This is a genomic window from Streptomyces sp. PKA51 (genome assembly GCF_057552455.1).
In genome coordinates, this window is the sequence record NZ_BAAJPZ010000029.1 from 32,850 (window position 1) to 50,473 (window position 17,624).

The following is a 17,624-nucleotide window of genomic DNA, read 5'->3' on the forward strand; positions in this document are numbered from 1 at the left end:
TACGTTCGTCCCCTCAGTGCTCGGAGCCGGTGCTCTGCGGCGGCGCAGGCAGCGGCCTCAGCAGCCCGAACTGGCCGCCCAGCTGCAGATCCGCCCCCGTCAGCAGGTGGTGCGTCTGGCTCAGCGCCGACTTCTCCGCGGCCAGGCGCGCCTGGAGGGACTTCACCGACGCGCGCCAGCCCTTGAGGGCCTCGGTGATGCCGGCGCCGGTCGCCCAGCCGTGGAAGCCCTTGGCCGCCGCCTCCGACGTCTCGTCCATCAACTTCCCGGCCGCCTGTGTGTCCGGCTCCACGTGCTGCTCGAGCGCGGAGACCGCCGCCTTCTTCCTCGCGGCCGACGACTTCAGGTCGGGGCCCCCGGCCGGTCCCGGTGCACCGTTCAATTGCATCCGCGACTGCGCTTCCGCGCGCAAACCGGCCCACTCTTCCTCGAACGTCACGATGTCCAACCCCCGTGTACGACAACAGGCATTCGCGCGTTCGAACCTAACAAGGGTGGCGCCCCGCGGGCACCACCCTTGTCGATCTTTTGGCTCAGGCGGGATCCAGCAAGCCCGTCTGCTTCACGGCCCGCGGAGACAGCGTCATGGGCCCTGCCCAGCCCTGCTGGATCAGCGCGACCTGCGACGGCAGGGGCCGGACGGGCTGGATGTCCACTCCGCGCGACCAGTTGGCGAGCAGTCCTTCGGTGGTGTCGACGGCCGTGACGACCATGGTGATGCGGGCCCGTCCCCCGCCCCAGGTGTTCCACAGGGCCCAGCCCTCCTGCCGGGGTTCCACTCCGATGCGCAGGCAGGTCTGTTCGTACGTCTCGTCCAGCGCCGACGGCATCGCTCCCGGCCGGAGGAGCACCACACCTGCCAACTCGAGCAGGGGCCGGTCCTCCTCGACGCAGCCGTCGCCGGGAAAGTGGTGGTGCTGCAGGGCTCGTGCCAGCGCGTTCACAGCGCGCTGGAGGGCGGTCGCGTCCTGGGGATCCAAGTCGTAGGACAGCCACCCCTCCTCCGTCGCGGCGGAGCGGACCTCACGGGCGAGTCTCTCGATTTCGCCCAGGTATTCCAGCCGGCTCGGAGCAGGTCGCGTCATACCGCGAGCTTTCCTGTCGTCTCCGTGTTCCTCCGTCACTCCTCCGTCACCTCCGGCACCCACCCCACCTGCACCAGCGGCGTCCCCCTCTTCCGCGAGACGAAGACGCCGCGGCCCGGGGGCATGGGGCGGGGGCGGACGCCGCCGAGGAGGTCGCCCTCGGCGGGGTCGCCGGACAGGACGAGGCCCTGGGCGCCGAGTTCCTTGATCCGCTGCATGAAGGATTCGAACATCGAGCGCGAGGCGCCCGCCGAGTTGCGGGCGATGACGAACCGTATGCCGATGTCCCGGGCGAAGGGCAGGTTCTCCGTCAGGACGGACAGCGGGTTGCCGCTGCCGGCCGCCACGAGCTCGTAGTCGTCGACGAAGAAGAAGAACCGCGGACCGGTCCACCAGCTGCGGTCGCGCAGCTGCTGCGGTGTGACGTCGGGCTTGGGTGCGCGTCGCTGCATCAGGCCGTTGAGGGCTTCCGCGTGGATCGTCAGGGCCGAGGCGAGGGGCGCGTACTCCAGCAGGTGGGTCTCGGGGACGGCGCCCAGCAGCGAGCGCCGGTAGTCGCCGACGACGATCTTCGCCTCGTCCGGTCCGTACCGTTCGGCGATCTGCTTGGCCAGCAGCCGCAGCACGGCCGTCTTGCCGGACTCGCTCTCGCCGAGGACGAGGAAGAAGGGATCGGTCTCGAAGTCGACGAACACCGGCTCCAGCGCCGTCTCGTCGATGCCGATGGCCACGCCCCGCTCCGGGAACTCGAAGCCCTTGGGCAGCTCGTCGGCACGCAGCATGCGCGGCAGCAGGCGGACGCGCGGCGCGTGCGGGCCGCTCCAGGCGGCGTCGACGGCCGCGACCAGGGCGGCGGTGGCGTCCGTCATGGTGGCGGGGTCGTCGCCGCCGTCGATGCGCGGCTGGCCGGCCATGAAGTGCAGCTTCTCCGGCAGCTGGCCGCGTCCGGGCACGCCGGCGGGCACGTTGGCGGCGACCTTGCGGTCGAACTCGGAGTCCATGGTGTCGCCCAGGCGCAGTTCGAGGCGGCTCAGCAGCTGGTCCTTCAGGGCCGGGCGGACCTCCATGTTGCGGGAGGCGGTCACCACGACGTGGATGCCGTAGCCCAGGCCGCGGGAGGCGATGTCCGCGACGACGCCCTCGAAGAGCTCGTACTCCTGCTTGAACGCGGCCCAGCCGTCGATGAGCAGGAACACGTCGCCCCAGCCCTGGTCGGCGAAGTCGCCGGCCGCGCGGCGGCGCCGGTAGGTGGCGACGGAGTCGATGCCGTGCGCCCGGAAGTGCTCCTCGCGGCGGGCGAGGATGCCCGCCACCTCGGCGACGGTACGGCGGACGCGCTCCGGGTCGAGGCGGGAGGCGACGCCGCCGACGTGGGGGAGCCCGGCGATGGCGCTCATGCCGCCGCCACCGAAGTCCAGGCCGTAGAACTGCACCTCGGCGGGCGTGTGCGTGAGCGCGAAGGAGGTGACGAGCGTGCGCAGCAGCGTGGACTTGCCCGAGCGCGGGCCGCCGACGACCAGCATGTGGCCGGCCGCGCCGGAGAAGTCGCGGTAGAGCACGTCGCGCCGCTGCTCGAAGGGCTTGTCGACGACGCCGAGCGGGACCACGAGCTGGCCCTGGCGCGGGTACTCCGGCGCGGTCAGGCCGCGGCCGGGGGTCTCGGCGAGGGCGGGCAGCAGCTGGTCGAGGGAGGGCGCCTTGTCCAGCGGCGGCAGCCACACCTGGTGGGCGGGCGGACCCTGGCCCTCCAGCCGGCGCACGACGACGTCGAGGACGGTGTCGGGCATCGCGTCGGTGGAGCCCTCGTCCGTACGGGCCGGCTCCGCCGGCGGCGCGGCGTACGTCACGGGCACGGGCGCCGCGGTGAACAGCACCGGTCGCCGCTCGACGGGCAGGTCCCCGCCCTCGGCCGTGCCGGAGGCGGCGGTCCGGTAGGGGCCGGAGACGTAGGCGGCCTTGAACCGCGTCATCTCGTCGGTGCCGAACTTCAGGTAGCCCGAGCCGGGCACGGTCGGCAGGTGGTACGCGTCCGGCACCCCCAGTGCCGTACGGGACTCGGCGGCGGAGAAGGTGCGCAGGCCGATGCGGTACGACAGGTACGTCTCCAGGCCGCGCAGCCGGCCCTCCTCCAGGCGCTGGGAGGCCAGCAGCAGGTGCACGCCCAGCGACCGGCCGATGCGGCCGATCTGGATGAACATGTCGATGAAGTCGGGCTTGGCCGTCAGCAGCTCGCTGAACTCGTCGATCACCAGGACGAGCGAGGCCAGCGGCTCCAGGGGGGCGCCCGCGGCCCGGGCCTTCTCGTAGTCGTGCATGTTGGCGTAGTTGCCGGCGGACTTCAGCAGCTCCTGGCGGCGCTGCAGCTCGCCGGTGATGGAGTCGCGCATGCGGTCGACGAGCGTGAGGTCGTCCGCGAGGTTGGTGATGACGGCCGCGACGTGCGGCAGGCCGGACATGCCGGCGAAGGTCGCGCCGCCCTTGAAGTCGGCGAGGACGAAGTTCAGCGACTCCGAGGAGTGGGTGACCGCGAGCCCCAGCACCAGCGTGCGCAGCAGCTCGGACTTGCCGGAACCGGTCGCGCCGACGCACAGGCCGTGCGGGCCCATGCCGTCCTGCGCGGCCTCCTTCAGGTCGAGCATGACCGGCGAGCCGTCCTCGCCGACCCCGATCGGCACCCGCAGCCGCTCGGCCGGGGTGCGCGGGCGCCAGGTGCGCGCGACCTCCACCGAACCGGCGTCGCCCAGGCCCAGCAGGTCGGTGAAGTCGCAGTTGGCCAGCAGCGGCTCGTCCTCGTCGCCGCCGCCCGGGCGCAGCGGCGCCAGCTGCCGGGCCAGGGCCTCGGCGACCTCGGGCGCGAGCACGTCGGGCACCCCCTCGTACACCGCGACCTGCGAGTGCAGCCGCAGCGCACCGGGGCGTACGGTCACGGCCAGCCCGCCGCGCAGCTCGTCCAGCTCGCCGGGGACGACCTCGATGACGGTGACGCCCTGCAGGCCCTCGGGCGCGGCCAGGACCGAGCCGGCCGGCACCGCGACGCCCTCCAGCAGCACGACCACGTGCGGCTGCTCCAACAGCGGGCGGCCCTCCCGGCTGAAGCGGGGGCGGCCCTCCAGGCGCGGGGCCAGCAGCTCCTCCAGCTCGACGAGGTCGTCGCCGAGCAGCCGCCGGGTGCCGGCGCCGTCGACGGTGCCGGGCAGCTGGACGTGGGGCAGCCACTTGGCCCAGTCCCAGTGGTCCGCGCCGCGGCGGGCGGCGATCGCGATCACCAGGTCCTCGGGGGAGTGCAGCGCGGCCAGCTGGGCCACGAGCGCCCGCGCGGTGCCGTGCACCGTCTGCGGCTCTCCCGAGAGGGTGACGTGGTAGAAGGCGCGCAGCGACACCGCCATCGGCAGCCCGTCGAGGGAGCCGTGCACGGCCAGGAAGCGCTGCATCGCGCCGGCCGTGAGCGGCTCCAGTTCGTCTATGGGCGCCGTCTCCGGGGCGATCAGCGGGGTGGCCAGCTGCTGCGGGCCCAGGCCGACGCGCACCTGCGCGAAGTCGTCGTCGCCGGGGCGGCGCTCCCACACGCGGCTGCCCTCGGCGACCACGGACCACAACTGGTCGGGCGCGGGGTGCACATACAGCTGCGCGTCGCGCTGCGCACGCGCCGTACGCTGCACCGCGCGCCGGGTCTGCGCGAGGTAGCGCAGGTAGTCGCGGCGCGCGTCGGCCAGCTGGCCCTGGGAGCCCTGGCGGTGCCGCACGATCATCGCGACCGTCATGCCGAGCGTCGAGCACATCATCAGGACGCCCATGATCTTCATCATGGGGTGGGCGCCGGGCATGAAGAAGTAGACCATCGACGAAGCCATGCCCAAGGTGGGCAGCAGCTGCATCAGGATGCCTTCCTGACGGCCGCGCGGCAGCTCGGGCGGCGTCTCCAGCCGCACTTCGGCGCTCGGCGGCTCCGGCGGCAGCGCCCGCGGCGGGCGTTTGACGACGACCTGGCTCACGAAGCGGCTCAACCCCTTAGGCCCGAGAGGCCGGTTGCACACCCGGCACCCCTGTGGAGCCGGTCCTCCCCTCGCGCGACCGGAAGATCCTATCGGCGTACGCACCCGGCGACGCACGGACGTTCGCCCCCGGTAGGGTGACCAGCCCCGAGACGTTGCGTCCGCACCGCCAGACAGATCAGGGGGCACATCAGGGTGAGCACGCCCGCCACGACCGGCTTCTGCAGGGTCACCGTCGTCGCACCGGACAGCCGCATCGACGTCGCACTGCCCGAGGACCTCCCCGTCGCCGACGTCCACCCGGAGATCCTGCGGCTCACCGGCCAGACGCAGCCTCCCGGCACCCCCACCGGCTACCACCTCGTACGCCGCGACGGCACCGTCCTGGACGCCTCGCGCACGCTGGCCGCCCAGCGCGTGGTGGACGGCGAGATCCTCGCCCTGCGGCCGTTCGCCGAGTCGCTGCCGCCGGCCGTCCACGACGACGTCTCCGACGCCGTCGCCGCGGCCGTCACCCGCGACCGGGCCCTGTGGGACACCCGGCTGCTGCGCGGCGCCGGGCTCCTGGCCGGGGCGCTGCTGCTGGTGCTCACCGGCTTCGCGCTGTGGTGCGCCGACCCCGTCCGCCACGACATGCACGGCCTGCCGGGCATCGTCGCCGCCGCCGTCGCCCTGACCCTCGTCGCCCTCGCGGGCGTACGGGCCCGGGTCTACCGCGACGGGGGCTCGGCCGTCGCCCTGGGCCTGGCCGCCGTGCCCCACCTGCTGATCGCCGGCTCCGGCATCCTCGGCCCCGCCGCGGGCGAGGGCACCGGCCGCCTGCAGTTCCTGCTGGGCTGCGCCACCGTGCTGGTCGCCTCCGTCGTCCTGACCGCCCTGACCCCCGCGGGCGACGCCCCCTTCGTCGCCACCGTCGTGGCCTCCGCCACCGGCGTCCTGGCCACCTTCGGGGCGATCCTCACCGGCGCCGCGCCCGCCGGCGTCGCCGCCGTGTGCGCCGTGACGGCGATCGGCGCCCTCGCCTTCCTGCCCGCTCTGTCCGCCCGCGTGGCCCGGCTGCCCATCGGCTACGCCGCCCCGCGCGCGGCGGCCGCCGACGACCTCGACGCCCCCCGCGGCGGCGCCGGCAGCGAGCCGGTGGACGCCGAGCGCATCGCGGCACAGGCCCGCCGGGGCCACGAGCTGCTGCTGGGCCTGGTCGGCGGCTGCGCGGCCGTGGTGACCGGCGCCGGCGCGGTGCTGGCCTTCTCCTCGGGCCCCTGGGCCCGCGCCCTGGCGCTGGCCGCGGGGCTCGCGATGCTGCTGCGGGCCCGCCTCTTCCGCTACACCGCGCAGGTCGCCGCCGTCCTCGGCGCCGGCCTGGCCGCGCTGGCCCTGCTCGTCCTGGGCCTGGCCCTGAACCCGCCCGCGGGCTCCTCCGACGTGCGCACGATCTGGCTGACGGCCGCCGTCGCCGCCGTCGCGGCCCTGTTCACCGGCGTCGGGCTGATCGTCCCCCGCAAGGGTCTGTCACCCTTTTGGGGGAGAGTCTCGGACGTGGCCGAGAGCGTCTTCCTGCTCTCCCTCGTCCCGCTGTGCCTCGCGGTGCTGGACGTCTACGCCACCGCACGCGGCCTGACCGGCGGCTGAGCCGCCCCGGGGCGGGGGCCGGCCGGTGGGCTGGTAGTGTGTCCGGTGGCCGTTTGTGTACGCGCCTCCGGATCGCCCTCGAGGCCCTGGGGGCAGCGCCCAGCGGACCCCGCCTCCCGAGTAACGGAAGCTCCCCTGAGGTTAAGACCAGGGGCACTCGGTGGCTGAAAACAGACTCGAGAAGGAGTACCGCGTGTCGCTCGACGCCGCTACGAAGAAGCAGATCATGGCCGAGTTCGCCACCAAGGAGGGCGACACCGGTTCCCCCGAGGTCCAGGTCGCGCTGCTCACCCGCCGCATCACCGACCTGACCGAGCACCTCAAGATGCACAAGCACGACCACCACTCCCGTCGTGGTCTGCTGATCCTGGTCGGCCAGCGTCGCCGCCTGCTGCAGTACCTGGCCAAGAAGGACATTCAGCGCTTCCGTGCGCTGGTCGACCGCCTCGGCATCCGCCGCGGCGCCGCCGGCGCCAAGTAAGACGCCATGGAGGGAGCGGTTCCCACACGCTGGGGGCCGCTCCCTTCGCGTATGCCGGACCCGGGCGCGTACGCCGGCCCCGCCCCTGGCGGGCACACCGGACGGAGCGCACTCGGCGCTGTGAGGAGCAGCGCGGGGCCGAACCTTTGTAGTCTGGTCCCACAACGGCATACCGAACGACACACCTGACGAGGAGGGTCGCCGGCTCTCCGCCGGTCCTCGGTAGTGGCCCCCGGAACAGGGAATTCCGGGTGCTTCGATCGAAGACCGGCCCCCGCAAGAGCACGCGGCACCCTCCGCCACCGTCCCCGCCACACGGGCAGGGACGCGACTGAGGAGACACCCCTGGTGGAGAACGAGACCCACTACGCCGAGGCCGTCATCGACAACGGCGCCTTCGGCACCCGCACGATCCGCTTCGAGACGGGCCGCCTGGCCCGCCAGGCCGCCGGCTCCGCCGTGGCCTACCTGGACGACGACACCATGGTGCTGTCGGCCACCACCGCCTCGAAGAAGCCCAAGGACCAGCTCGACTTCTTCCCCCTGACGGTGGACGTCGAGGAGCGGATGTACGCAGCCGGCAAGATCCCCGGCTCCTTCTTCCGCCGTGAGGGCCGCCCGTCCGAGGACGCGATCCTCACCTGCCGCCTGATCGACCGCCCGCTGCGCCCGTCCTTCAAGAAGGGCCTGCGCAACGAGATCCAGGTCGTCGCGACGATCATGGCGCTCAACCCCGACCACCTCTACGACGTGGTCGCCATCAACGCCGCCTCCGCCTCCACCCAGCTCGCGGGCCTGCCCTTCTCCGGCCCCATCGGCGGTGTGCGCGTGGCCCTGATCAAGGGCCAGTGGGTCGCCTTCCCGACCCACAGCGAGCTGGAGGACGCCGTCTTCGACATGGTCGTCGCCGGTCGCGTCCTGGAGGACGGCGACGTCGCGATCATGATGGTCGAGGCCGAGGCCACCGAGAAGACCGTCAAGATGGTCGAGGACGGTGCCGAGGCGCCGACCGAGGAGGTCGTCGCCGCCGGTCTGGAGGCCGCCAAGCCCTTCATCAAGGTGCTGTGCAAGGCCCAGGCCGACCTCGCCTCCAAGGCCGCCAAGCCGGTCGGCGAGTTCCCGATCTTCCTGGACTACCAGGACGACGTCCTCGCCGCCCTCACCGAGGCCGTGCGCGGCGAGCTCGCCCAGGCGCTGACCATCGCGGGCAAGCAGGAGCGCGAGGCCGAGCTCGACCGCGTCAAGGAGCTCGCCGCCGAGAAGCTGCTGCCGCAGTTCGAGGGTCGCGAGAAGGAGATCTCCGCCGCTTACCGCTCCCTGACCAAGACCCTGGTCCGTGAGCGCGTGATCAAGGAGAAGAAGCGCATCGACGGCCGCGGTGTCACCGACATCCGCACCCTGGCCGCCGAGGTCGAGGCCATCCCGCGCGTGCACGGCTCGGCGCTGTTCGAGCGCGGCGAGACCCAGATCCTGGGCGTCACCACGCTGAACATGCTCCGCATGGAGCAGCAGCTCGACACCCTCTCGCCGGTGACGCGCAAGCGCTACATGCACAACTACAACTTCCCGCCGTACTCCACCGGTGAGACCGGCCGCGTCGGCTCCCCCAAGCGCCGCGAGATCGGCCACGGCGCCCTCGCCGAGCGCGCCCTGATCCCCGTGCTGCCCACGCGCGAGGAGTTCCCCTACGCCATCCGCCAGGTCTCCGAGGCGCTCGGCTCCAACGGCTCGACCTCCATGGGCTCGGTCTGCGCCTCCACCATGTCGCTGCTGAACGCCGGTGTGCCCCTCAAGGCCCCGGTCGCCGGCATCGCCATGGGCCTGATCTCCCAGGAGATCGAGGGCGAGACCCACTACGTCACCCTCACCGACATCCTCGGTGCGGAGGACGCCTTCGGCGACATGGACTTCAAGGTCGCCGGTACGAAGGACTTCGTCACCGCCCTGCAGCTCGACACCAAGCTGGACGGCATCCCGGCCTCCGTGCTCGCCGCGGCCCTCAAGCAGGCCCGTGACGCGCGCCTGCACATCCTCGACGTGATGATGGAGGCCATCGACCGTCCGGACGAGATGTCCCCGCACGCCCCGCGGATCATCACCGTCAAGATCCCGGTGGACAAGATCGGTGAGGTCATCGGCCCCAAGGGCAAGATGATCAACCAGATCCAGGAGGACACCGGCGCCGAGATCACGATCGAGGACGACGGCACCATCTACATCGGTGCCGCCGACGGCCCCTCCGCCGAGGCCGCCCGCGCCACGATCAACGGCATCGCCAACCCGACCATGCCCGAGGTCGGCGAGCGCTACCTGGGTACGGTCGTCAAGACCACCACCTTCGGTGCCTTCGTCTCCCTGCTCCCGGGCAAGGACGGCCTGCTGCACATCTCGCAGATCCGCAAGCTCGCCGGCGGCAAGCGCGTGGAGAACGTCGAGGACGTGCTCGGCGTGGGCAGCAAGGTCCAGGTCGAGATCGCCGAGATCGACCAGCGCGGCAAGCTCTCCCTCGTCCCCGTCATCGAGGACGAGAACACCGACGACACCAAGGACGAGTCCGACAAGTGACGTCCCGCAGCACGCGGAAGACGGCCCGCCCCTCCTCGGAGGGGCGGGCCGTCGCCCGTACCCAAACACTCCTCAAGGGCGTGAACGGCATCGGCACCGTGCGCCGCACCACCCTCCCGGGTGGTCTGCGCGTGGTCACCGAGACCCTGCCGTCCGTGCGCTCGGCCACCTTCGGCATCTGGGCGAACGTGGGCTCCCGCGACGAGACCCCGGTGCTCAACGGTGCCACGCACTACCTGGAGCACCTGCTCTTCAAGGGCACGGCCAAGCGCAGCGCGCTGGACATCTCCGCGGCCATCGACGCCGTCGGCGGCGAGATGAACGCCTTCACGGCCAAGGAGTACACCTGCTACTACGCGCGGGTGCTCGACACCGACCTGCCGCTGGCCATCGACGTGGTCTGCGACATGCTCACCGGCTCGCTGATCGACGCGGCCGACGTCGACGCCGAGCGCGGGGTGATCCTCGAAGAGATCGCCATGACCGAGGACGACCCCGGCGACTGCGTGCACGACCTGTTCGCGCACACCATGCTGGGCGACACCCCCCTCGGCCGCCCGGTCCTGGGCACGGTCGACACGATCAACGCGCTCACCCGCGACCAGATCGCCCGCTTCTACAAGCGGCACTACGACCCCACCCACCTCGTCGTGGCCGCCGCCGGCAACGTCGACCACGCCAAGGTCGTCCGCCAGGTCCGCGCCGCCTTCGAGAAGGCCGGCGCCCTGACCCGTACGGACGCGGTGCCCACCGCGCCCCGCACCGGCAGCCGGACCATCCGCACCGCCGGCCGCGTGGAGGTGCTCGGCCGCAAGACCGAGCAGGCGCACGTCGTCCTCGGCATGCCGGGCCTGTCCCGCACCGACGAGCGCCGCTGGGCGCTCGGCGTGCTCAACACCGCCCTCGGCGGCGGCATGAGCTCGCGGCTGTTCCAGGAGGTGCGCGAGAAGCGCGGCCTGGCCTACTCCGTGTACTCCTACACCTCCGGCTTCGCCGACTGCGGCCTCTTCGGCGTCTACGCCGGCTGCCGCCCCGGCCAGGTCCACGACGTGCTGCGGATCTGCCGCGAGGAGCTGGACAAGGTCGCCGCCGACGGCCTGAGCGACGAGGAGATCTCCCGCGCCATCGGCCAGCTCTCCGGCTCCACCGTGCTCGGCCTGGAGGACACCGGCGCGCTGATGAACCGCATCGGCAAGAGCGAGCTGTGCTGGGGCGACCAGATGTCCGTCGACGACATGCTGGCCCGCATAGCCGCGGTCACCCCGGACGAGATCCGCCAGGTGGCACGCGATGTACTGGGGCAGCGTCCTTCGCTGTCGGTCATCGGCCCGCTGAAGGACAAGCAGGCCGCGCGCCTGCACGAAGCCGTTTCGTGATCTGGTCGATCCAGGGGAAGCAGGGACGATGAGCAAGCTGCGCGTCGCCGTCATCGGCGCGAAGGGCCGCATCGGCTCCGAGGCCGTACGGGCCGTCGAAGCCGCCGAGGACATGGAACTGGTGGCCGCGCTCGGGCGGGGCGACGACCTGGGGGCGCTCACCGAGGCCGGCGCCCAGGTCGCCGTCGAGCTGACGCACCCGGACTCGGTGATGACCAACCTCGAGTTCTGCGTGCGCAACGGCATCCACGGCGTCGTCGGCACCACCGGCTGGACCGAGGACCGGCTCGCGCAGCTGCGCTCGTGGCTGGCGGAGTCGCCCGCCACCGGCGTGCTCATCGCCCCGAACTTCTCCATCGGGGCAGTGCTGACCATGGCCTTCGCCCAGCAGGCCGCCCGCTTCTTCGAGTCCGTCGAGGTCGTCGAGCTGCACCACCCGAACAAGGCCGACGCCCCCTCGGGCACGGCCACCCGCACCGCCCAGCTCATCGCCGCCGCCCGGCGCGAGGCGGGCTGCGCGCCGCAGCCGGACGCCACCACCACCGCCCTCGACGGCGCCCGCGGCGCGGACGTCGACGGGATCCCGGTGCACTCGGTGCGCCTGCGCGGGCTGCTGGCCCACCAGGAGGTGCTGCTCGGTGACACCGGCGAGACGCTCACCATCCGCCACGACTCCCTGCACCACAGCTGCTTCATGCCCGGCATCCTGCTCGGCGCACGGCGCGTGGTCTCCACCCCCGGCCTGACCTTCGGGCTGGAAAACTTCCTGGATCTGGGCTGAGCACCGTGCGCGCAAAGGTCGTCTACAGTGCCCTGGCCGCCGTCCTGGTCGTCTACCTCGTCCTGGTCGGCAGCCGGGGAGTGCTGCTGATCGAACAGGGCACCCCCGTCACCGTCGCCTTCGGGCTGGCGGTGCTCGTGCTGCCCTTCATCGGCGCATGGTTCCTCTACCGCACCACCAAGTTCGCCCGGGACGCGGGCCGGCTGGCCCGCGAGCTGGAGACCGAGGGCGGCCTCCCGGTCGACGAGCTGGTGCGCACCCCCGGCGGCCGCATCGACCGGGACTCGGCCGACGAGGTCTTCGCCCGCCGCCGGGCCGAGACCGAGCAGGCCCCCGAGGACTGGCGCTCGTGGTTCCGCCTGGCCGTGGCCTACCACGACGCCCGGGACACCCCCCGGGCCCGCAAGGCCATGCAGCGGGCGATCGCCCTGCACGACGGCCGGCCGGTACGGGCGTAGGGCTTGCCCGGCGAGTCCTCGCCATGCGATACCAGGGCGCCCCGTAGGGCGCGGGGCAGTGCCGATCTGCGGCTGCGCCGCGTGGGCGCGACAAGCCACGACGTGCCCGCAGATTGCCCGGGGCCCGGGGTGGCGTGTCAGGTGCGGGCCGTCGCCGGCCGATCGCGCCCACGCGGCGCAGCCGCACATCGACACCGCCCCGCGCCCCTACGGGGCGCACCGCATGGCGAGGACCGGCGCTCAGCCGCGGAGCTCGGCCACCCAGGCCCGGGTCGCGGCGACGGCCGTGGTGAACGCCTGCGGGCGGCCGAGGAAGTCGGTGCCCTGGTCGGCGACCAGGGCCGGCAGCGGCTCGCCCTGGGCGCGGTGGACCACCAGGGCCTGCCCCTCGACCGTACGGAACACGCCCAGCCGCCGTACCGGCTGCGGGACGACGCGGATGTCGCCGACCTCGACCCACGGCAGCGTCGTGCCGGACAGCAGCCGCTGCTGGCGCAGCCCCTCGGCGCCGACCCAGATGCCCGCCCGCACCAGCCGCACCGCCAGCGTCACCAGCACGGTGGCGAGCACAAGGCACACGGCGGCGGCGATCAGGGCCCCTGCGAGGGCGGTGATCAGGGTCGCGAGCATCAGCCCGGCGGCCGTCAGGAGCAGCAACGCCGCACCACCGACCCGCAGGGGCCCCGGCTGGTACGGACGACGCCAGCGCCGGCGGTCCTCGTAGAGGTCCTCCGGCGCCGACGGTCTCGCTTCTTGGGCTGCCGACTCGGCGGCAGCCAGGTTGGACAGGGGCACAGAGGATCCTCACTCGAGCACATTCGAACTTGCGTGCCGCGTGAGGGTACCCGCCGTGCCCCCGGTGGGGATCAGCGGCCCGCGTTGGCCTCGGACTTCTGCGAGTGATGGGTGTTCTGCGGACCCGTCTCCAGGGACGGCATCCCGAACAGCAGCGCCCCGACCAGCCCCGCGGCCACCGTCAGCCCCACCAGCGTGCGGCCGACTATCTCCACACGGCTGGCGCGATCTCGGGGCGGCGGCGTGACGTTGCTGCGGTAACGCTCGGCCTCGGCGACGAAGGCGAACGGCACGGGCTCTCGCCGGCGGAACATGTTGGGCTCTCCTAGGAACCTCGATGTGGGCTGTCACAGGGATAGACGCGCGAAGAGCCGCACAGGTGCCCGTTTTCCGTAACTTCTGTGAAAAATATCAACTGGAATCCCGGCGCCCGCTGTGGCAAGGGACCGGCGGGCCGGTGGCCGCCGGCTGTCAGTGGCGGCCCGTAGTCTTGGCGGCGGTTCGAGAAACGCACATGGAAGGACCCCGCCGGTGACCGACACCCCCGACGTCGTCAAGGACGCCAAGCCGACGTTCCGCAGCGACGTGACCGTCGAGCTGGTCAAGCACAGCGCCGCCGACACGGACGTGCTGTGGGCGGCCCGTGTCTCCACCGCCGGCGAGCAGTCCCTGGAGGAGATCACCAAGGACCCCGAGCGCTCCAAGGGCCTGATCAACTACCTGATGCGCGACCGGCACGGCAGCCCGTTCGAGCACAACTCGATGACCTTCTTCATCAGCGCGCCGATCTTCGTCTTCCGCGAGTTCATGCGCCACCGCGTGGGCTGGTCCTACAACGAGGAGTCGGGCCGCTACCGGGAGCTGCAGCCGGTCTTCTACGTGCCGGGCGAGTCCCGCAAGCTGGTGCAGGAGGGCCGCCCGGGCAAGTACGTCTTCGTTCAGGGCACCGACGAGCAGCACGAGCTGACCGGCCGCGTCATGGAGGACAGCTACCGCCAGGCGTACGAGGCCTACCAGGAGATGCTGGACGCCGGCGTCGCCCGCGAGGTCGCCCGCGCCGTCCTGCCCGTCGGCCTGTACTCCTCGATGTACGCCACCTGCAACGCCCGCTCGCTGATGCACTTCCTCGGCCTGCGCACCCAGCACGAGCTGGCCAAGGTCCCCTCGTTCCCGCAGCGGGAGATCGAGATGGTGGGCGAGAAGATGGAGGAGGCGTGGGCGCAGCTCATGCCGCTCACCTACGAGGCCTTCAACAAGAACGGCCGCGTCGCCCCCTGAGGCCCGCCCGGCGCGCCCGCCACGGACGGTGACATCCCGCTGCGTGGCCCAGCGAGCCAGGTGTCCGTATTGCGGCGTTTAACCACCTTCATCTAGGCTGAAAAAACGGACCCGGCACTGCTTGAACCCCCGAGCAGGCAGTGCCGGGATCCCTTAGGCGCTCCCCGAGGGGGCACCTCACGGTGAGCAACGAGTAGCGTGACCCCCATGGCTCCGACCTCCACACCGCAGACGCCCTTCGGGCGGGTCCTGACCGCCATGGTCACGCCCTTCACGGCCGAGGGCACCCTCGACCTCGACGGCGCCCAGCGCCTCGCCACCCACCTCGTCGACGCAGGCAACGACGGCCTGGTCGTCAACGGCACCACCGGTGAGTCCCCGACCACCAGCGATGCGGAGAAAGCACAGCTCGTCCGGGCCGTGGTCGAGGCGGTCGGCGACCGGGCCCACGTCGTTGCCGGAGCCGGCACCAACGACACCCGCCACAGCATCGAGCTCGCCCGCGCGGCCGAGCAGGCCGGCGCCCACGGCATCCTGGCCGTGACCCCGTACTACAACAAGCCCCCGCAGGAGGGGCTCGTCCGCCACTTCACGGCGATCGCGGACGCCACCGAGCTGCCCGTGATGCTCTACGACATCCCCGGCCGCTCGGGCGTGCCCATCGAGACCGACACCATGGTCCGCCTGGCCGAGCACCCGCGCATCGTCGCCAACAAGGACGCCAAGGGCGACCTCGCCGGCGCGAGCTGGACGATGGCCCGCTCGGACCTGGCCTGGTACTCCGGCGACGACATGCTGAACCTGCCGCTGCTGTCCGTCGGCGCGGTCGGCTTCGTCTCCGTCGTCGGCCACCTCGTCACCCCCGAGCTGCGCGCCCTGCTGGAGGCCTACACCGCGGGCGACGTCGCCAAGGCGACCGAAATCCACCGCAGGCTGCTGCCGGTCTACACCGGGATCTTCCGCACCCAGGGCGTCATCACCACCAAGGCCGCCCTCGCCCTGCAGGGCCTGCCCGCCGGCCCGCTGCGGCTGCCGCTGGTCGAGCTCACCGACGAGCAGACCCACCGGCTGACGAGCGATCTCGCCGCAGGCGGGGTACAGCTCTAACACCAAGACTTCACAACTGAACATCGACGATCATTCATGATCGAAAACGACAATTGCAAGTGCACCAAGGTCACGCGCGCCATGTGTCCCATGGACATGTGGCGTGCGTGGTGAGGAGAGTCTTTTGAGCCACCCGCACCCTGAACTCGGCCCCCCGCCGAAGCTTCCCGAGGGCGGCCTGCGCGTCACCCCGCTCGGCGGCCTGGGAGAGATCGGCCGCAACATGACCGTCTTCGAGTACGGCGGTCGCCTGCTGATCGTCGACTGCGGAGTGCTTTTCCCCGAGGAGGAGCAGCCCGGAGTCGATCTGATCCTGCCGGACTTCTCGTCCATCCGGGACCGCCTCGACGACATCGACGGCATCGTGCTCACGCACGGTCACGAGGACCACATCGGCGGCGTCCCCTACCTGCTCCGCGAGAAGCCGGACATCCCGCTGATCGGCTCCAAGCTGACCCTCGCACTCATCGAGGCCAAGCTCCAGGAGCACCGCATCCGCCCCTACACCCTCGAGGTCGCCGAGGGCGACCGCGAGCGCCTGGGCCCCTTCGACTGCGAGTTCATCGCCGTCAACCACTCCATCCCCGACGCCCTGGCCGTCGCCATCCGCACCCCCGCCGGCATGGCGGTGCACACCGGCGACTTCAAGATGGACCAGCTCCCGCTGGACCGCCGGCTCACCGACCTGCCGACCTTCGCCCGGCTCGGCGAGGAGGGCATCGACCTGCTGCTCGTGGACTCCACGAACGCCGAGGTCCCCGGCTTCGTCCCGCCCGAGCGCGACATCTCCGGCGTCCTGCGCCAGGTGTTCGCGGGCGCCCAGAAGCGCATCATCGTGGCCAGCTTCGCCAGCCACGTCCACCGCATCCAGCAGATCCTGGACGCCGCGCACGAGTACGGCAGGCGGGTCGCCTTCGTCGGCCGCTCCATGGTCCGCAACATGGGCATCGCCCGCGACCTGGGCTACCTGCGGATCCCGGCGGGCCTCGTCGTCGACGTCAAGACGCTCGACGACCTGCCCGACGACGAGGTCGTGCTGGTCTGCACCGGCTCCCAGGGCGAGCCGATGGCCGCGCTGTCCCGCATGGCCAACCGCGACCACCAGATCCGCATCGTCCAGGGCGACACCGTCATCCTGGCGTCGTCCCTCATCCCCGGCAACGAGAACGCGGTCTACCGCGTGATCAACGGCCTGACCCGCTGGGGCGCCAACGTCGTGCACAAGGGCAATGCCCGCGTCCACGTCTCCGGGCACGCCTCGGCCGGCGAGCTGCTGTACTTCTACAACATCTGCAAGCCCAGGAACCTGATGCCGGTGCACGGCGAATGGCGCCACCTGCGGGCCAATGCGGAGCTCGGTGCCCTGACCGGCATCCCCAAGGACCACATCGTCATCGCCGAGGACGGCGTCGTCGTCGACCTCGTCGACGGCAAGGCGAAGATCGTCGGCAAGGTCCAGGCGGGCTACGTGTACGTGGACGGCCTCTCGGTCGGCGACGTCACCGAGGCATCCCTCAAGGACCGCCGCATCCTCGGCGACGAGGGCATCATCTCCGTCTTCGTCGTGGTCGACAGCACGACCGGCAAGGTCGTCAGCGGCCCGCAGATCCAGGCCCGCGGCTCCGGCATCGACGACGCCGACTTCGCGGCCGTCGTCCCGAAGATCGAGGAGGCCATCGCCAAGGCCGCCGCCGACGGCATCGCCGAGCCCCACCAGCTGCAGCAGCTGGTGCGCCGCTCGGTCGGCAAGTGGGTCTCCGACAGCTACCGCCGACGCCCGATGATCCTCCCGGTCGTCGTGGAGGTCTGACCCTCCGTCAGCGTACGGACGGCCGCCCCGGCTCGATTTGCGTCCGGGCGCGGCCGTCCAGTACGTTTACGACTCCGCCGCGACGGGAAGAGCGAGCGCCTCCGGGTGCACGATCGACTCCCGGTCAGCGGAGGGAAAATCCGATGATAAAGTCGGAACCCCGCTCCGACAGGGAGCCGGAAACGAATTCCGAACCGGAAACGGAACGGAAATCGGATCTGGTAAGGTTGGAAACACCGAAGGGAAGCGCCCGGAGGAAAGCCCGAA

The 17,624-nt window shown here is 71.7% G+C and carries 14 protein-coding genes; 9 read left to right on the forward strand and 5 right to left on the reverse strand.

The genetic code is table 11. From position 1 onward, the window contains the following. Nucleotides 1-13: 13 nt before the first annotated feature. From AC27L3_RS27685 to eccCa, 3 genes are all read right to left on the reverse strand, one after another. A complete protein-coding gene (locus AC27L3_RS27685) occupies nucleotides 14-439 on the reverse strand; it encodes a hypothetical protein (protein ID WP_487236805.1) in 426 nt (141 codons plus the stop codon). A 94-nt stretch (nucleotides 440-533) separates the two neighbouring features. Continuing rightward, complete coding sequence (locus AC27L3_RS27690; protein WP_487236806.1) at nucleotides 534-1,085, reverse strand: hypothetical protein; 552 nt, start codon at nucleotides 1,083-1,085, stop codon at nucleotides 534-536. 35 nt (nucleotides 1,086-1,120) lie between these two features. Beyond that, nucleotides 1,121-5,077 (reverse strand): type VII secretion protein EccCa, encoded by a 3,957-nt coding sequence (gene eccCa, locus AC27L3_RS27695; RefSeq protein WP_487236807.1) that lies wholly within the window; start codon nucleotides 5,075-5,077, stop codon nucleotides 1,121-1,123. A gap of 195 nt (nucleotides 5,078-5,272) precedes the next feature. On the opposite strand from eccCa, the gene eccD reads away from it, so the two are divergent. The 6 genes from eccD to AC27L3_RS27725 all read left to right on the forward strand — a co-directional run bounded on the left by eccD (nucleotide 5,273) and on the right by AC27L3_RS27725 (nucleotide 12,367). Next, on the forward strand, nucleotides 5,273-6,706 hold the full coding sequence (eccD, locus tag AC27L3_RS27700; protein ID WP_487236808.1) for a type VII secretion integral membrane protein EccD: 1,434 nt from the start codon (nucleotides 5,273-5,275) through the stop codon (nucleotides 6,704-6,706). A gap of 193 nt (nucleotides 6,707-6,899) precedes the next feature. Continuing rightward, nucleotides 6,900-7,187 carry a 30S ribosomal protein S15 gene (rpsO, locus tag AC27L3_RS27705; protein ID WP_365967536.1) on the forward strand — a complete coding sequence of 96 codons (288 nt, stop codon included), beginning with the start codon at nucleotides 6,900-6,902 and terminating at the stop codon, nucleotides 7,185-7,187. Nucleotides 7,188-7,535: 348 nt separating this feature from the next. Continuing rightward, nucleotides 7,536-9,752 (forward strand): polyribonucleotide nucleotidyltransferase, encoded by a 2,217-nt coding sequence (locus AC27L3_RS27710; RefSeq protein ID WP_487236809.1) that lies wholly within the window; start codon nucleotides 7,536-7,538, stop codon nucleotides 9,750-9,752. After that, nucleotides 9,749-11,128, forward strand: coding sequence for a M16 family metallopeptidase (locus AC27L3_RS27715; RefSeq protein WP_487236810.1), 1,380 nt, complete (start codon nucleotides 9,749-9,751; stop codon nucleotides 11,126-11,128). Before AC27L3_RS27710 ends, AC27L3_RS27715 begins: the two co-directional genes overlap by 4 nt. A 28-nt stretch (nucleotides 11,129-11,156) precedes the next feature. Further along, nucleotides 11,157-11,909, forward strand: a complete 753-nt coding sequence (gene dapB, locus AC27L3_RS27720) for a 4-hydroxy-tetrahydrodipicolinate reductase (RefSeq protein WP_487236811.1) — start codon at nucleotides 11,157-11,159, stop codon at nucleotides 11,907-11,909. Between the two features lie 5 nt (nucleotides 11,910-11,914). Beyond that, a complete protein-coding gene (locus AC27L3_RS27725; protein ID WP_365967531.1) occupies nucleotides 11,915-12,367 on the forward strand; it encodes a tetratricopeptide repeat protein in 453 nt (150 codons plus the stop codon). 240 nt (nucleotides 12,368-12,607) lie between these two features. Here the strand turns inward: AC27L3_RS27725 and AC27L3_RS27730 are convergent, their stop codons facing one another. After that, complete coding sequence (locus AC27L3_RS27730) at nucleotides 12,608-13,162, reverse strand: hypothetical protein (RefSeq protein ID WP_487236812.1); 555 nt, start codon at nucleotides 13,160-13,162, stop codon at nucleotides 12,608-12,610. A 71-nt stretch (nucleotides 13,163-13,233) separates the two neighbouring features. Continuing rightward, nucleotides 13,234-13,476: a hypothetical protein gene (locus tag AC27L3_RS27735; RefSeq protein WP_487236813.1), complete on the reverse strand. Its 243-nt coding sequence runs from the start codon at nucleotides 13,474-13,476 to the stop codon at nucleotides 13,234-13,236. A 217-nt stretch (nucleotides 13,477-13,693) separates the two neighbouring features. Between AC27L3_RS27735 and thyX the strand changes: the two genes are divergently transcribed. The 3 genes from thyX to AC27L3_RS27750 all read left to right on the forward strand — a co-directional run bounded on the left by thyX (nucleotide 13,694) and on the right by AC27L3_RS27750 (nucleotide 17,357). Then, the gene (gene thyX, locus AC27L3_RS27740; RefSeq protein ID WP_487236814.1) at nucleotides 13,694-14,440 is read left to right on the forward strand and encodes an FAD-dependent thymidylate synthase; all 747 of its coding nucleotides are present in this window, start codon (nucleotides 13,694-13,696) and stop codon (nucleotides 14,438-14,440) included. Between the two features lie 207 nt (nucleotides 14,441-14,647). Continuing rightward, nucleotides 14,648-15,547, forward strand: coding sequence for a 4-hydroxy-tetrahydrodipicolinate synthase (gene dapA, locus AC27L3_RS27745; protein WP_487236815.1), 900 nt, complete (start codon nucleotides 14,648-14,650; stop codon nucleotides 15,545-15,547). A 124-nt stretch (nucleotides 15,548-15,671) separates the two neighbouring features. Beyond that, nucleotides 15,672-17,357, forward strand: coding sequence for a ribonuclease J (locus AC27L3_RS27750; RefSeq protein WP_487236816.1), 1,686 nt, complete (start codon nucleotides 15,672-15,674; stop codon nucleotides 17,355-17,357). Nucleotides 17,358-17,624: the final 267 nt, after the last annotated feature.

Bases quoted from the DNA above. Each gene is read 5' to 3' on its own strand.
- AC27L3_RS27690 (WP_487236806.1), bottom strand. From the start codon at position 1,085: ATGACGCGACCTGCTCCGAGCCGGCTGGAATACCTGGGCGAAATCGAG.
- dapB (WP_487236811.1), top strand. From the start codon at position 11,157: ATGAGCAAGCTGCGCGTCGCCGTCATCGGCGCGAAGGGCCGCATCGGC.
- AC27L3_RS27735 (WP_487236813.1), bottom strand. From the start codon at position 13,476: ATGTTCCGCCGGCGAGAGCCCGTGCCGTTCGCCTTCGTCGCCGAGGCC.
- dapA (WP_487236815.1), top strand. From the start codon at position 14,648: ATGGCTCCGACCTCCACACCGCAGACGCCCTTCGGGCGGGTCCTGACC.